This window comes from Paenibacillus sp. FSL M7-0420, assembly GCF_038002345.1.
In the GTDB taxonomy this organism is placed as follows: Bacteria; Bacillota; Bacilli; order Paenibacillales; family Paenibacillaceae; genus Paenibacillus_AQ.
Map to the genome: position 1 here is coordinate 7,558,271 of NZ_JBBOCJ010000001.1, position 15,218 is coordinate 7,573,488.

General features: G+C 54.5%; 13 protein-coding genes. 3 read left to right on the forward strand and 10 right to left on the reverse strand.

Annotation, left to right across the window (positions count from 1 at the left end; genetic code table 11):
- From MKX51_RS32685 to MKX51_RS32705, 5 genes are all read right to left on the reverse strand, one after another.
- On the reverse strand, window positions 1-996 hold the full coding sequence (locus tag MKX51_RS32685; RefSeq protein ID WP_340995346.1) for an N-acetylglucosamine kinase: 996 nt from the start codon (window positions 994-996) through the stop codon (window positions 1-3).
- 166 nt (window positions 997-1,162) lie between these two features.
- On the reverse strand, window positions 1,163-2,173 hold the full coding sequence (locus tag MKX51_RS32690; RefSeq protein ID WP_340995347.1) for a LacI family DNA-binding transcriptional regulator: 1,011 nt from the start codon (window positions 2,171-2,173) through the stop codon (window positions 1,163-1,165).
- A 101-nt stretch (window positions 2,174-2,274) separates the two neighbouring features.
- The gene (locus MKX51_RS32695; RefSeq protein ID WP_340995349.1) at window positions 2,275-3,663 is read right to left on the reverse strand and encodes an ABC transporter substrate-binding protein; all 1,389 of its coding nucleotides are present in this window, start codon (window positions 3,661-3,663) and stop codon (window positions 2,275-2,277) included.
- Between the two features lie 40 nt (window positions 3,664-3,703).
- Window positions 3,704-4,582, reverse strand: coding sequence for a carbohydrate ABC transporter permease (locus tag MKX51_RS32700; RefSeq protein WP_340995350.1), 879 nt, complete (start codon window positions 4,580-4,582; stop codon window positions 3,704-3,706).
- The gene (locus MKX51_RS32705; RefSeq protein ID WP_340995352.1) at window positions 4,579-5,478 is read right to left on the reverse strand and encodes a carbohydrate ABC transporter permease; all 900 of its coding nucleotides are present in this window, start codon (window positions 5,476-5,478) and stop codon (window positions 4,579-4,581) included. The genes MKX51_RS32700 and MKX51_RS32705 overlap by 4 nt, the downstream gene beginning before the upstream one ends.
- A 281-nt stretch (window positions 5,479-5,759) precedes the next feature.
- Here MKX51_RS32705 and MKX51_RS32710 point away from each other — a divergent pair, with 281 nt between their 5' ends.
- Entirely contained in the window at window positions 5,760-6,422 is a 663-nt protein-coding gene (locus MKX51_RS32710; protein ID WP_340995354.1) for a hypothetical protein, read from the forward strand.
- Here MKX51_RS32710 and udk read toward each other — a convergent pair.
- The gene (udk, locus tag MKX51_RS32715; RefSeq protein ID WP_036726376.1) at window positions 6,407-7,036 is read right to left on the reverse strand and encodes a uridine kinase; all 630 of its coding nucleotides are present in this window, start codon (window positions 7,034-7,036) and stop codon (window positions 6,407-6,409) included. The two genes, MKX51_RS32710 and udk, sit on opposite strands and share 16 nt — an antisense overlap.
- A gap of 195 nt (window positions 7,037-7,231) precedes the next feature.
- Between udk and MKX51_RS32720 the strand changes: the two genes are divergently transcribed.
- Complete coding sequence (locus MKX51_RS32720; RefSeq protein ID WP_340995356.1) at window positions 7,232-8,323, forward strand: threonine aldolase family protein; 1,092 nt, start codon at window positions 7,232-7,234, stop codon at window positions 8,321-8,323.
- A gap of 132 nt (window positions 8,324-8,455) precedes the next feature.
- Here MKX51_RS32720 and MKX51_RS32725 read toward each other — a convergent pair whose 3' ends face one another.
- The 4 genes from MKX51_RS32725 to MKX51_RS32740 all read right to left on the reverse strand — a co-directional run bounded on the left by MKX51_RS32725 (window position 8,456) and on the right by MKX51_RS32740 (window position 13,378).
- A complete protein-coding gene (locus MKX51_RS32725; protein WP_340945444.1) occupies window positions 8,456-9,970 on the reverse strand; it encodes an oligosaccharide flippase family protein in 1,515 nt (504 codons plus the stop codon).
- Window positions 9,971-10,014: 44 nt separating this feature from the next.
- Complete coding sequence (locus MKX51_RS32730; protein WP_340995357.1) at window positions 10,015-11,121, reverse strand: polysaccharide pyruvyl transferase family protein; 1,107 nt, start codon at window positions 11,119-11,121, stop codon at window positions 10,015-10,017.
- Window positions 11,118-12,107: a glycosyltransferase family 2 protein gene (locus tag MKX51_RS32735; protein ID WP_340995359.1), complete on the reverse strand. Its 990-nt coding sequence runs from the start codon at window positions 12,105-12,107 to the stop codon at window positions 11,118-11,120. Before MKX51_RS32735 ends, MKX51_RS32730 begins: the two co-directional genes overlap by 4 nt.
- 395 nt (window positions 12,108-12,502) lie before the next feature.
- The gene (locus tag MKX51_RS32740; RefSeq protein ID WP_340995360.1) at window positions 12,503-13,378 is read right to left on the reverse strand and encodes an aldose 1-epimerase family protein; all 876 of its coding nucleotides are present in this window, start codon (window positions 13,376-13,378) and stop codon (window positions 12,503-12,505) included.
- Between the two features lie 194 nt (window positions 13,379-13,572).
- On the opposite strand from MKX51_RS32740, the gene MKX51_RS32745 reads away from it, so the two are divergent.
- Window positions 13,573-14,802, forward strand: coding sequence for a Zn-dependent hydrolase (locus tag MKX51_RS32745; RefSeq protein WP_340995362.1), 1,230 nt, complete (start codon window positions 13,573-13,575; stop codon window positions 14,800-14,802).
- Window positions 14,803-15,218 lie beyond the last annotated feature (416 nt).

The window sequence follows — 15,218 nt, forward strand, 5'->3', positions numbered from 1 at the left end:
TCACTCCTGTCGTGTGGTAGTGGGAATAAGCCCGAACTCCCTGTAAGCACGCATCGTCTCATACATAACCTGGCTGACGGTGACCCCGTCACTCTCCAGCGCCGACCAGAGAGCGCCGACCACAGGCTCGGTGGAGAGAGTGACCACTGCCGCGCCTGGTGCCGCTTCATGCACAGCCTGCTCAATCGGTCCGCGAATCCAGCCCCGGTCGCCCCGGGTTAGCAGGCTACCGGCCAGGACCACATCAAATTCATCGTTCTCCATACCGAGCCGATGAATGACGGCCGCCGCAGCCTTGCCCAGTTCCACGCCTTGGCGGTTCAGGATCGCCAGAGCGGCGGTATCGCCCTCAGCCGCTGCCGGAAAAAGCAGGCGGGCCGCATCTAGCGGCACCTGCTTCCCGTGATCCAGGAAGTCATCGTACATGTCTTCCACCCGCTCATAGCCGAGCAGCTTCAGGAGCGGCTCCGTCAGCAGCGTGGGGGCCTCACGGCCGTCCCAGGCCCGGATGACTGTGCGGAACACCTCGATGTTCAGCGCGCCGCCGCCGCCGAAATCGCCGTACATATAATCGAAGCCGCCGCACTGGAAGTGGCGGCCCTGCGGACTACGGCCCGCCGCATTGGTGCCGGTGCCGCAGATCAGGGCTACGCCGTAGGGGCGGTTTGTGCCCGCCCGCAGGCCGATCATCGTATCGCCGCTGATCGTGTACTGTGTGAATCCGATGCGGCGGATCATCGGATGAAGAATATTATAGTCCGTCTGGCGGTCAGCACCGGCAAGCCCCAGATAGGCTTGCCGAAGCTGATCCAGCCGGAGCCCGGCTTCGGCCAGCGCCATGGAAGCCGCTTCGCGGATGTTATTCTCCGCCTGCGTCACGCTGGTCTGATGATTGCCGTTGCCGCTCCGGCCTTTGCCTAGAATACGGCCCTGTTCATCGCTGATGAGGGCGTAGGTCTTGCTGCCTCCCCCATCGATCCCCAAGTAGTAAGCCAATGTTTGTCACTCCTAGAGTTTTGTGAGCGTGCCGGTGCAAGTTACTTGCACCGGCATGCTTAAGTGCACTCTGTACAGCTAAATCGGCTGAGTTACCGCCGAATATGCATTTAGCTGTATTTCGTGCAACTATAATTCCATCTGTACCCGAATTCTCCTGAATGAACTACTCCTTCGCCTTCTGCTTCTGCGGCGCGCGGGTGGATTCCCGCACGATCAGCTCCGGGTCGATCCGGATATTGGAGCCGCGCTTCATCTCCCCGCTGATCCGGCGCAGCAGCATGTCGGCGGCGGCGATTCCAATCTTATCCGCCGGCTGGCGCAGGGTGGTCAGGTGCGGGCGGAGCTGGGAGGCGATATAGTGGTCGTCGTAGCCGACTACTGCAACCTCCCCGGGTACCTTTACGCCAGCCTCCATCAGAGCGTTAATGACCCCGAGGGCGATATTGTCATCTCCGGCGAATACCGCCCCCGGCAGCTTGCCCGCCGTGAGCCAGCGCTGGGCTGTGTCATAGCCCATGGCGATCTCGAATTCGCCGGGAACGATCTCGAACGGGGCGAGGCCCTGCTCCTCCAGCGCCTGCAGGAAGCCCGCGCGCCTCTCCCGCGTACTGCGGAACATCTCCTGCCCGCAGAGATGGGCGATGGAGGTATGCCCCAGCTCCAGCAGGTGGCGGGCTGCGGCATACCCGCCCTTGAAGTTGTCGATGGTGATCGAGTAGGTGTCATTCTCCGGCAGCTGATTGTCGATCAGCACATAGGGAATGCCCCGCCGCTTCAGCTCGACAATATAATTGTCCTCTTCCAGCGGGGAGAGCAGGATGAGTCCGTCCATTCTGTCCTCCTGAATCAGGTAGTGGCTCTCGCCGGAGCCGATGCCATCCGACACGGAGATGGCCAGATAGTATCCGTGCAGGGCCAGCGTCTCATTCAGCTCCTTGACTACGGCATCGAAGAAGGAATCCTGGAGTGTCGTGACGATCAGGCCGATGATCCCGGTCTTGCCGCTGGCCAGACTGCGGGCCGCTGCATTAGGGCGGTAATCCAGCTCCTTGATGGCGTCCAGCACCTTCTGGCGGTTCTTCTCCCGCACAGTCCCGGCACCGTTTAATACCCGCGATACGGTGACCACGGACAGTCCTGATTTTTTGGCAACATCAAAAATACTCACTTTCATCTCAAACGCTCCTTGCGGCGGATTTTCCGGTGCTATATTCTATTATCCAGTATACAGGTCGCACCGGAGTTCCGCTAAACGTATATCATTGCCGGGCCGCCTTATCTCTTGATGATCTCCATAACCTTCTTCTGGATCACCGGCATAACCTCTTCCAGCGACTTGTGACCGGTCTCGACCGGCTGCAGCTCATTGATGAACATGTCGTTGATCTGCGAGTAGTGGGTGATCAGATGGTTATAGGATTCATAGCCGTATTTGACCGCGCCCTCATAGACTTTCTTCACATCCCCCGGATCAATGCCGTCAAAATGCTTGTAATACACCTCGGCCGCTTCCGTATTAACCGGCGGATTGCCGCCGCTCAGCTCGATGGACTTCTCCTGGACTTCGGTGGTCACCAGGTATTTGATCCATTCAAAAGCCTCCTTCGGATGCTTCGAATCCTTCAGGATCAGCAGCGGATCGACGTACAGCGTGCTGCGCACCTTGTCATTGCCTCCCCATGGCACGGCGGCTACGCCGACCTTAAACGGGAAGTCATTGGCCCCGGCGAGGTTCCAGGAGCCGCCGATCGACATGCCGATCTTGCCGGCGACGAACGGGTCGCCGTTCTGTCCGGCCACGCTTTTGCTCCACTCGGAAGTCGGGGACACCTTATCCTTGAACACAAGGTCGAACAGCTTCTGGTACGCGGCAATGACCTCCGGGGAATCGAAGTGCGTCTCGGAAGGGACACCGCCGTTAGTCCAGGTATCTTCAGAGTAAGGCTCTGCTCCGAAGTACAGCGGCCGCATATCACGCTCCGCCCAAGTGAAGTCCACGCCGTATTGTGTTTTGGCAATATCGTCCGAGACGAGCGTCATCTTCCTGGCATCCTCCACCATACGGTCAAACGTCCAGCTCTTATCCTCGTAATCGCTTGGCGGGTAGGAGACGCCTGCGGCATCGAACATATCTTTGTTGTAGAGCATCAGGGTGACGTACATATTGACCGGTATGCCGTAGGTATGACCGTTTACGGTATAGATTTTCATCAGGTTCTCAGGGATATGGTAGTCCTCAGCCTTGAAGCCGTCTTCCTTAATGAGGTCCGTCAGATCCAGCAGCATACCCTTGTTGTAGTATTCGGCAAAACCGCCGTATCCGTAGTGGCTTGTCACATCCGGGGAATTACCGCCGGCAATCAGCGTCTGCAGCTTGCTGTCGAACTGCTCATAGGGCGCCTTCTCCACCTTGACCTTGATGTTCGGATGCTCCTTCTCGAAATCGGGGATCAGCTTCTCGATAAAAGTCCGGTCCTCGGAATCAATCGTATAGTGGGATATCGTCACTTGCTCCCCTGAACTGCCGGTATTCCCGGCTCCGCTGTCACCTGCGGCCACGTTGCCTGCCGATTTGCCGCCTCCGCAGCCCGCCAGGACTGTCATTGCGGTCAGGGCTGCTGCCAGCAGCAGCGCATACCTCTTGCTTTTCATGATATGGTTCATTGTCCAATCCCTCCATGATTTCAAGTGTTATAACCCGCGATTACTTGATGCCCGTCAGTACGATGCCCTCGACGAACTGCTTCTGGGCGATGGCGAATAGGGTAACAATCGGGACCATCGCCAGGACGGAAGCGACCATCAGCAGATGCCACGGCGGAATGCGGAAGCGCGATGAGGTGAGCGAGGCCATGCCGACGGGAAGCGTGAATTTGTCCGACGAGCTTAAGTAGAGCACAGGGGTCAACAGATCATTCCAGCTGTAGATAAAAGCAAAAATTGCCACGGTTGCCAGCGCCGGTGCAGACAGCGGCAATGCGATGGTCCGCCACATCCGTAGCTCGCCGCAGCCGTCCATCCGTCCGGCATCGAACAGTTCCTCGGGCAGCGTGGAGAAGAACTGCCGCAGCAGGAAGATGTTATACGCCGAGCCGAAGAAGGCGGGAACGATCAGCGGCAGGAAGGTGTCGATCCACTGCATCTTAGAGAACAGCACGAACTGCGGAATCATAATGGCCGGATACGGCAGCATCATCGTGCTCAGCAGCAGGATGAACCAGAAGTTGTTGCCGCGTCCCCGGTATCTGGCGAACCCGTAAGCGACCAGAGCCGAAGAGAGCAGGGTGCCGAATACGGAGAACCCGGCGATGATCAGGCTGTTTTTGTACAGTGTGCCGAACTGAAGCGTCTCAAAAATATCGGTATAATTGCTCCAGGCCCAGCTCTCCGGCAGAAAAGTCGGCGGGAACTTCAGCATTTCCCGTTTCGACTTCAGCGAGGTGGAGACCATGAAGAACAGCGGCAGCAGCATAAGGAAGGTGGTAATGATCAGTGTGACAAAGCTGGCGATCTTAACAGGCTTGATTCTCCGGCGCAGCCGGGAAGGCGATTCAAGCGGGCGGGTGGCCTTAACGGTGCTCATCGGCGGCTGCCTCCTTCATAATGGACATAACGGCGCGAGAGCCTCATAATGACCGCCGTGAACAGCATGACGACAATCAGAAGGACCCAGGCAAGCGCGGAAGAGTACCCGGCACGGTATTCCTTGAAGGCACTTGTATACAGATTGTAGACGTAGAACCAGGTGGAATAATTGGGTCCGCCCTGCGTCATGACGAAGGCTTGCGTGAAGACCTGGAAGGAGTCGATCAGCCCCATAATCAGCTGGAACAGCAGGACTGGCGAGATCATCGGCAGTGTAATATTCAGGAAAATGCGGAAGCGCCCTGCCCCGTCCAGATTGGCGGCTTCGATCAGGCTGGCCGGGACGCCCTGCAGACCGGCGAGGAAGAGGATCATGCCCGAACCTGCTGTCCAGAAGGACATGATGATTAGCGCATACAGCGCCGTATCGGGATTCATCAGCCAAGCCGGGCCGTGAACGCCGAACCAGGAGAGCATATAATTGAAGAGGCCAATCTGCGGATTGAAGATCCAGTACCAGAGGAGCGACATCGCAACGCCGGAGACCATGCTCGGGAAATACATCGCGGTCCGGAAGAAGCCGCGCCACGGAAGGGTCTGATGCAGCAGCAGAGCGAACCCCAGACCAAGCAGCAGCTGTACTGGCACACTGATAAAGGTGTATCGCAGAGTGACTGTCACGGAACGCCAGAACAGCTCATTGTGGAACATCTCGGTGTAGTTGGCGAGGCCGATGAATTGGGGCGGATGAATAATGTCATAGTCGGTGAAGCTGTAGTACAGCGAAGACAAGATCGGGTACAGGGCGAAGATCAGGAAGCCGACCAGCCAGGGGGAAATGAACAGATACATATAGAACATCTGCCGCCGGCTCTCACTCTTAATCACGAACACACCAGCCTTTCCTTGCTTAAAGTATAAGCGCTTTAACTTTAGCGGTAAATAAAAATCGAAATATGCCATAATAACTAGGGAGAACAAATCACAAGTTAAACCGCTTTAATTTTAATGCTATCTGTTTCCCTAATCATAGTGGATGAAACGGAAATAATCAACCCTTTATTTCGGGAGTAAAGCGCTACCAGTCAGAAAATATAACAAATAAATGAATTGGTTTGCTGAAAATGATGAAAATTCTAGTGTGAACAAGAATTTTGTGTCAGGTTATATGACTTATGAGCGCGATTTATGGAGCGGCTCACCTGCGGGCGATAGATTTGCATACAAAGTGCCTGTCAGTCAACGCGCTGTCCAATGTAATCGGTTTTTCGCATACAATGGGCTCGGTAGCCCTCGCGGAGCCCCATGTAATCGGTTTTCCGATTACAATCAGCCCGGCAGCCCTCGAGCTGCCCGATGTAATCGGTTTTCCGATTACAATCGTCCCGGTAGCCCGCACGCCGCCCAATGTAATCGGTTTTCCGATTACAATCAGCCTGGCAGCCCTCGAGCTGCCCGATGTAATCGGTTTTCCGATTACAATCGTCCCGTCAGCCCGCGCGCCGCCCGATGTAATCGGTTTTCCGATTACAATCAGCCCGTCAGCCCTCGCGCCGCCCGATGTAATCGGTTTTCCGATTACAATCAGCCCGGTAGCTCTCGCGCCGCCCGATGTAATCGGTTTTCCGATTACAATCGCCCCGTTAGCCCGCGCGCCGCCCGATGTAATCGGTTTTCCGATTACAATCAGCCCGGTAGCTCTCGCGCCGCCCAATGTAATCGGTTTTCCGCATACAATTGGCCCGGTAGCAATCGCGGCGCAGCAAAAAACCGTCCGGCATGCCGGACGGTCCTTGCACCATGTCAGCCGGTGCGGCTTAATTCAGTTCCATTGGTGATCGCCGGACAGATACTTCTCGGTCAGTACCGACAGCAGCTCGATTCCGACTTGATTCTGTCCGCCTTCCGGGATGATCAGGTCCGCGTATTTCTTGGAGGGCTCGATGAAGGCCTCGTGCATCGGCTTCACCGTGGTCAGGTATTGCGTATGGATCGAACGGATGGTCCGCCCGCGTTCCTCGATATCCCGCAGCACCCGGCGCAGGATACGCACATCGGGATCGGTGTCCACGAACACCTTGATGTTGAGCTGCTCGCGCAGCTTCTCATCGGACAGCACATGCAGTCCTTCCAGAATGACGATATTATTCGGGGCAAGCTCCACAGTCTTCTCGGTTGAACGGGCATGAACCGTGAAGTCATACACGGGAGCGAAGGCGGCTTGTCCCGCTTTGAGACAATCCAGATGCTCAATCAGCAGTTCCGTGTCAAAGGCCAGCGGGTGGTCATAGTTAATTGCACCGCGTTCAGCCATGCTGAGGTAAGAATGGTCTTTATAGTAGTTATCCTGGGATATGAATGTTACTTTGTCAGAGCCAAGACGGTCAATCACGGAGCGCGCTACCGTTGTCTTGCCGGAGCCGGTCCCGCCGGCGATACCAATAATAAGCATGGTGAATTTATAAACCTCCCTAAGCAATTGCCTTTGCAATTCCAATATTGTAGCACAGCGGTCAACTTATTTCACCTTGCTGGAGCGGAATATCATGTGAACATTCTAATAATTCGGTTATTTTGTGGAGGAATGATATAATTTCAAGGATTCATACAGATCGGGTGCTACGAAGAAGGAGGCTAGGATAATAAAATGAACGAGGAGAATGCTTTAATGGAGGCGTTCGGCAGGACGCAGGTGCAGCTTGCTGGCCATGGCGGACGGGACGCAGCCGTACTCAAGAAGGCGCTGGCCAGTGTAGAGGACAGTCTCGCTGCGGATATGTACGGGACAGGGACGGTGATTGAGGAGTTCCAGGCAGAGATGGCGGAGGCGCTGGGCAAAGAATGCAGCGTGTTCTTCCCCAGCGGCACGATGGCCCAGCAGATTGCCCTGCGCATCTGGAGTGACCGGGAGGGCAGCCCAAAGGTCGCTTATCATCCGCTATGCCACCTGGAGATTCATGAGCAGGACGGCCTGAAGGAGCTGCATCATCTGGAGCCGCTGCTGCTGGGCAGTGCCGACCGCCTGATTACCCTGGAGGATGTGAAGAGAATGGGACCGGGGATCGCCTGTCTGCTGCTGGAGCTGCCGCAGCGGGAGATCGGCGGACAATTGCCGGAGTATGCTGAGCTGGAAGCGATCTCAGCCTATTGCCGGGAGCAGGGAATCAGGCTCCATCTGGACGGGGCAAGGCTGTTCGAAGTGCTGCCTTACTATGGAAAGACCGCAGCGGAAGTCAGCGCGCTGTTTGATAGCGTATATGTCTCCCTGTACAAGGGCATCGGCGGGATTGCCGGAGCGATCTTAGCCGGGAGCCGGGAGTTCACGGAGGAGTCGAAGATCTGGAAGCGCCGCCACGGGGGCGACCTGATCAGTCTCTATCCCTATATTGTCCCCGCCCGGTATTATTACCAGCAGCGAATCGGCAGGATGTCAGAATACTATGAGCAGGCCAAGGAGCTGGCAGCCTTATTCAACAGCTGCCATAAGGTATCCACGCTGCCGGAGGTTCCGGTCTCGAATATGTTCCACATTCATTTCGCGCTGCCTCTGGAGCAGCTTGCCCCTGTATTGATTGGGATCTATAACGAGACCGGCATTGGCCTGACACCACGGCTCAAGCCAACCGGCGAGGCTTCCTGCTATTATGAGATCAATATCGGCGATCATTATGGCGAAGCGGACCAGACGGCCCTTAGAAGCATGTTCCGGCTGCTGGATGAGCGGCTGAAGCAGCTCTGATCAGCAAGCTTGCCAAGCCAAGAGAAGAAGCCTCTGCGGATCTTGTCCGCAAAGGCTTCTTTGTTTATGCCCCCCACGGAGCAGGCAGCACCTAAGCGCGGCCTGCCAATCAGCCCCGCCTCACGTAGAGTCCTAGGCCTGACTCCGCAGAGCCATTTTTCTAACCGGTCCGGCCACCATCTGCTTCTCAGCCCCGTTCAGTCCGAACAGCCACATGGTAAGCACATAGATGAGGGAGTACAGGATGACATACATGCCCAGGTACACGTAAGAAGTGATGCTCACGAAGCTAAGCAGGAACCCGCACACCCCGGAGAGCAGCACCACCGGAATGAAGACGCGGATGATCTGCAGCCAGAAATGAAGAATATCGAACTTCAATTTATATTTGTAGTACACATTATTCAGGCATACATTGATGATCATCCCGATAGCCGTAGCAATGGCGCAGCCTGTAATCCCCCAGATCCGGATGAACCAGAAGGTTAAGGCCACCTTCAGAATTGCAACTGAGAAGTAGATAAAGGCCTTCACCCTGTGCATATTCATCGCTTCCAGCATGGTGGCGAACAGCGATTGCACAATCGACGTGATCTGGGGAATGATGATGATCAGCGCAACCGTGTATGCATATTTGTAATCCGGGCCGAGCCAGATCAGAATGAAGCTCTGTCCGAATAACACGAAGCCCGAGACGATGTAGCCTACGATCAGCGCCTGGATTCTGCCTATTTTGACCAGCTCCAGCATTAAAGCCGCCTGATCGGCCCCTTTGACGATCATCTTGGTGAGCTTCGGCAGATAGAAGCTGGCCAGCACATTGGAGAAGTTGAGAATATACGTGTTGAGCTGGGCAGCGATGGCGAAAATGGCGATGGGCGTAGCCCCGAGGAACATCCCGATGATCAGCGGATCAGCATTCGTATAGATCTGAAAGGCAATCGAGGATAATAAGATATACGACGAATAGCTGAAGATCTCCTTGAACAGCTTGGTATCGAAGCCGTGGAACCGGACCCTCAGATTCAGCTTGGTGCGGCAAAAGACCACGTTGATCACGCCGATCGCCAGGTTCAGCACCAGCGCAACGGTGACCATCCCTGTCGATCTGAAATCGAACAGCAGGACCAGCACCATCATGGCCGGAGAGAGGACCACGCGGATCAGATTGATGATTTTGAGATAGACGAACCGCTCATAGGCCGTAATGATCGAGCTGAAGATATTCAGCGGGAACGAGACAGCCACGTTGATGGCGGCAATGATGAAGATGGTCTTCAGAATGCCCAGCTCAGCTTCATCAAGGCTGCTGAAGATCGCATCGAAATTAAACACCAGAATCACACTGGCAAGTAAGGAGAGGAGTCCGATGGCTGAGAACAGCAGCAGGAACATTCCGTTAATATTGCGCTGGCCTGCGGAGTCATTCTCGGAGATGTATTTCGCATTGAAGCGGATGACCGCGCTGCCGAAGCCCAGATCCAGCAGGACGATATAGGCGATGATGGAGTTTACCAGCGCGAATAATCCATATTCGGATTTCCCCAGGGTCGACACAATGAACGGCGTCGAGCCCAGGGAGATAATAACGCCTAGGAATACCGAAGCATAGGTTATGATTGCAGCAAGTTTTATATTTGTTTTCAAGGGTGGGATCGCTTCCTCGCTACAGAGAGTGTCTTGTGCTTATCTTAAGCGGTAACGATAGACGAAGCAGGTTCTTCAGCGCTGCTATTCGACATGGCTTCAATAATTTGGTTGTAATGCTTGACCGAGAATTCATTATTGTACCGTGGGCGCTCGAGCGTCTTCAGTTCTTCCAGCAATGCCGGGATTTGCTTCACATCGTTCGTGAATTTCACATAGCCCAGATGCTTGATCCATTCGTAGCTGCCTACGACCTTATAATTGTAATTCCCCAGCGCAATACAAGGCGTGGACGTAATCGCTGCAAAAATCATCCCGTGCAGCCGGTCCGTAATCACAACCTCGGCCTCTTTGAACTGATTCCATAAGGTATTCAGCTCGTGATCCCGGTCTTCCAGGGAGACAGGGCGGAGGATGCAGGTGTCGGTGAATGTAGTTGTGCTGTAGTGCTTGGAGGTGTACTCCTGGATGACCTTCTTATCCTGCTCGCTGAAGATGCTCTCCTTATCGGCTCTAATGCACAGAAGGGCACCGTGGCGCTCCTTGGGAGGGTCAGTGATGTCCAGGGACATGACAATGTCCGGCGTTAACAGCACTGCGTTGTTTCTGAAACCTGCTTTCATAATTTCGTACGACGTTGCCTCTCTGGCGACCAGAGTGAGGTCCTTATGGGAACCGTAGAGGTCCTGTGTCTTTTTGAACTCCGCACGGCCCAGCTCGGTATCACCGAAGTAGATGGTCTGCGGGAAGACGATAATTTTGTTATTCGGGAACTCGGAGATAATCTTGCGGCGTACCTCTTCCTCACGGAAATACTCGATTCCGAAGTTGCCCCCGCCTTGAAGCACGAAGATATCCTCCGGCGAACAGAATTCCTCCAGGCACTTCATGTTATGCATCAGCCGGTTGGCTACAATCTCTATGAGCGTATAGTCGGGAAAAGCTTTCCGCAAAAAATTCATCTGCGCATAAGTGATGGCGTGATCGCCGAGATTGTCATGCTCAGGGGAGCCGACGACGTAAATGGCTTTTGTCTTGTCTTTATATGCATTCCGGTAGCTCAGATAGCCCTTATAATATTGATAGACGGGAATATTGCTTACATAATTGCGGAAAAACAGCGGCAGGATCTTCTCAAGGGCTTGGCTCATATCATATTACTTCCCTTCAAACGGAGTTTGGAATAATACAGCATTTTGTATACCGTGGAGCTGGTCATAATCAGCAGGGCAGCGGTCTTCATCTCCCGGCGGAGAATGCGGTTGCGCAGGATCGCGGAGGTATGCTTGCTCAGGAACCCGCCCAGCTCGGCCAGATATTCCTTGTTAACTGCAGTCTCGCCGGTAATCAGCTGGAAGTTGCACAGCTCAATGCCTTCCGTTACCGTCCGGGATAACGAGATTTCTTTGGCGATCGGATAGTTTTTATCCTGAATCGTCTCGTAGATCTCCAGCGCCGCGCAATAGCGGTCGTAATATTTCCGGTTGTTCATCGCTCCGGTGATGCTGTCGCTTCGCTTCAGATACAGATATTTGGGGGAATCCAGCGAGACGGTCTTGTTCGCCTGGAGGAATAATTTATAGGTGGTAAAAATGTCCTCGAAATACCGGCCGACCGGATATCTCACCTGGCTGAACAGCTCGGCCTTGTACAGCTTATCCCAGGCAAGGTTCTGGATCTCGGTATCCTCCAGCAGCTTGTCGAGGGCATGCGCATTATCGTATACACGCACCTGGTGCGTGAAGGACTTTTCCAGCTTGACATCATCCTGCACCTCGCAATGACCGCATACAGCGATATCTGCATTGTGGGCGGTGATGAGTCCGTACAGGGCTTCGTACATGTCCGGTTCGATCCAGTCATCGCTGTCGACGAACCCGATATACCGGCCCTCTGCCACATCAATTCCATAGTTGCGGGCATCGGACAATCCGCCGTTCTGCTTATGAATGACGACGACACGCGGGTCCAGCTCCTTGTAATACTCGCAAATCTCGCCGCACTTATCGGGTGATCCGTCATTGACCAGAATCAATTCAAAATTGCGGAAGGTCTGCGCCAATATCGAATCCACACACTTCCTCAGGTACAGTTCCACGTTGTAGATAGGCACAATAATACTTATCTCTGGCTTCACTCGAGCAGTCACTTCCTTTCCCGGTTCTGATTCGGGTCTACGCGTCACTTTATTTGTGATAATCTTACTATCCGGGTCAAAAGGTTGTATATACTACTAAAGTGTACTTATCCGTAATGCGTGATGCTCCAGATCAGCAAAAAGGGGCTGTCCCAAAAGGATAGCCCGCAACTTTTAAGTAGGATTAACGTGAGCACATGGGTGGACGCTCCGCGAACGGAACGTTGTTACAATCGCTGTTGTGTCCGGATTTTATTGTATTTTACCTTAGCGGTGAAAATCCGTACACAAAGGCGACCGCTGCCGCTTTTCCACAATCGTTCTGTTCGCTCCGCTGTTTAAGCGAGATGCATATTTCTTTCAAAAACGATTTTTGCGGATGGATTGCGAGGTAGTCAATTAAACGTAATCGTCAGCGCACTGGTAAACTGGCCATCCGGCAGCAGTGAAATGACGTTCTGCTTTTCCCGGAAATCGCCGGTGAAGCCTTCGATATCGGCCACACCATGCCAAGGCTCGATACACACGAACGGTGCATTCTTCGGCTGCCAGATGCCGAGATCGGGGAAGCCCGTGAAGGCGACCGTTACGCTCAGGTCAGACTGTTTGCTTTTCAGGGCAACCGATTTGGACTGGACATTGCGGAAGACGAGGGCGTCATGCGCGAACATCTCGTGGTTCAGCGGAAGTGTATTTCCGTCTTCCAGCAGGGTCTCGCTGTTACCTTGGATGATCTGGCCGGTCTTGTTCAGGAATAAGCGCTCCAGGCGCTCCGGCTGTTCGAATTCAAGGTAATAGTCGGTGAAGCTGCCTTCTCCGCCAATCGGGCAGTTGAACGCCGGATGGGTGCCGAGCTGGAAGAAGATCTCTTGTCCGCCGGGGTTCTCCACACGGTAGCCGATCTCAAGCGTATTGCCGCTCAGGGTGTAGGTCAGGAACAGGTTGAACGGGTAGGGATAGCTCGCCAGAGTGTTCTCGCTGTGCGATAGCCGGTAGACTGCCTGCGTCTCGCTTGCTTCCACCAGCGTGAATTCACTACGTCTGGCGAAGCCGTGATTGGCCAGCTTGTACGCCTGCCCGTCCACATGGATCTCGCCGCCCATGGCTGCCCCGATAATCGGGAACAGCACCGGCGAACGGCCTGTCCAGTAAGCGGCATCCCCGCTCCACATATATTCCGTCCCGGTATCTGTTCTTTTGAAGCTGACCAGCTCTGCTCCGAGTGAATGAATCTCGGCTACGGCTGATCCGCTGCGTAAAATAGTGTTCATGCTTTTACCCCTCTCGCCCTGCAATATGTAATCCTGATGTCTCATATTCTAACAGACTTCCCCGCAGGTGCCAGCAAATAACGGAAATTCTCCAGCCTATAATTTTTACAGTATGTACAATGACAAACAGGTGGAATTCGTTAACATATAAGGATAGCAATCATTCCATATCAGCGGAAACGGGGGATAAGCCGATGCAGGTGAAGCAACTTTTGGTGAACGGTGAGCGGCTGAAGAATACCATTGAGGCCTTTGCCGATTTCGGGCGGACAGACCATAACGGCGTTACCCGGCTGTCGCTGTCGGAGCAGGATGTGCGGGTACGCGGCTATTTCACTGCCTGCTGCGAAGAGCTGGGCATGAGCGTGAAGGTGGATGATCTGGGCAATATGTATGCCACTCTGGCTGGCAGTGAAGAGGGGCCGCCCATCGTGATCGGCTCACATCTGGATACTGTCAAGAAGGGCGGCAGATTCGACGGCGTGCTCGGGGTGATTGCAGGCCTTGAGGTAGTGAGAACCTTGGTGGATCACGGGATTCGGCCCCGGCTGCCTGTCACGGTGATGAACTTCACCAATGAGGAAGGTGCCCGCTTCGAGCCGTCCATGATGGCATCAGGCGTCTTGTCCGGCAAGTTCGATAAGGCGGCTATGCTGGAGAAGAAGGATGTGGAAGGCATCAGCTTCGGCGAGGCGCTGGAGGCCAGCGGTTATGCCGGGGAGGTGGAGAACCGGATCAGGGAAGCGGCCGCTTATCTGGAGCTGCATATTGAGCAAGGCCCCGTGCTGGAGAAGGAGAACGTTAAGATCGGTCTGGTTGACTGTGTTGTGGGCATGGTCTGCTATGAGATTGAAGTGACCGGGGAGTCGGATCATGCCGGGACTACGCCGATGGATATGCGCCGGGATGCGCTGTTTGCCGCTACGGATATTATTACGGAGCTGCGCCGCAAGCTGGCGGTGCTGGACCCTGAGCTGGTCTACACGATGGGCCGGATGAACGTGCTGCCTAATATTCATACCGTCATTCCGAACAAGGTGATCTTCACCGTGGAAGCGAGACATAAGGACATGGATGTGGTCCGTGAAGTTGAGGCGATTATTCACGGTCTGCCGGAGGAGCTGCTGGAATGCAGCGTATCGAAGACGAAGCTGTGGGGCCGCGACACGGTATGGTTCGATCCGGGGATCTGTGCGCTGGTGGAGCAGGCTGCGCAGAAGCTTGGTTACAGCAGCCGGAAGCTGGCGAGCGGCGCGGGGCATGATGCCCAATTCGTGGCCGGGTTCCTGCCGTCGGCGATGATTTTCGTCCCAAGTGTGAACGGGAAAAGCCATTGCGAGGAAGAGCTCACCTCCTACGAGGATTGTGAGATGGGCGTGAATGTGGTGCTGGAGACGGTGCTGTCGGTGCTATCCCGCGCCTGAGCGGCGGGCAGGGCAAGCTACGCCGGACTAGGCGAATTCCATAGATTGGCGATGAAGACACTTAACGGTGTCTTTTTTCGTGTTGGTGAAGGTGTGTGGGCCGAATGTATGTCAAAAACCGAACACATTTGGCTTCACGAGGGCAACCGGGCCGATTGTATGTCAAAAACCGAACACATTTGGCTTCACGAAGGCAACCGGGCCGATTGTATGTCAAAAACCGAACACATTTGGCTTCACGAAGGCAACCGGGCCGATTGTATGTCAAAAACCGATTACAATGGGACGGGGAGCGGCGTGTGGGCCAAATGTAATCGAAAAACCGATTACAATGGGACGGTGAGCCGCGCGTGGGCCAAATGTAATCGAAAAACCGATTACAATGGGACCGGTGGCGGCGTGTAGGCCAAATATAA

What these genes read in the sequence shown, in the direction of transcription:
- MKX51_RS32690 (WP_340995347.1), bottom strand. Translation starts at nt 2,173, where the DNA reads ATGAAAGTGAGTATTTTTGATGTTGCCAAAAAATCAGGACTGTCCGTG.
- MKX51_RS32695 (WP_340995349.1), bottom strand. Translation starts at nt 3,663, where the DNA reads ATGAACCATATCATGAAAAGCAAGAGGTATGCGCTGCTGCTGGCAGCA.
- MKX51_RS32700 (WP_340995350.1), bottom strand. Translation starts at nt 4,582, where the DNA reads ATGAGCACCGTTAAGGCCACCCGCCCGCTTGAATCGCCTTCCCGGCTG.
- MKX51_RS32710 (WP_340995354.1), top strand. Translation starts at nt 5,760, where the DNA reads ATGAGCGCGATTTATGGAGCGGCTCACCTGCGGGCGATAGATTTGCAT.
- udk (WP_036726376.1), bottom strand. Translation starts at nt 7,036, where the DNA reads ATGCTTATTATTGGTATCGCCGGCGGGACCGGCTCCGGCAAGACAACG.
- MKX51_RS32720 (WP_340995356.1), top strand. Translation starts at nt 7,232, where the DNA reads ATGAACGAGGAGAATGCTTTAATGGAGGCGTTCGGCAGGACGCAGGTG.
- MKX51_RS32730 (WP_340995357.1), bottom strand. Translation starts at nt 11,121, where the DNA reads ATGAGCCAAGCCCTTGAGAAGATCCTGCCGCTGTTTTTCCGCAATTAT.
- MKX51_RS32740 (WP_340995360.1), bottom strand. Translation starts at nt 13,378, where the DNA reads ATGAACACTATTTTACGCAGCGGATCAGCCGTAGCCGAGATTCATTCA.
- MKX51_RS32745 (WP_340995362.1), top strand. Translation starts at nt 13,573, where the DNA reads ATGCAGGTGAAGCAACTTTTGGTGAACGGTGAGCGGCTGAAGAATACC.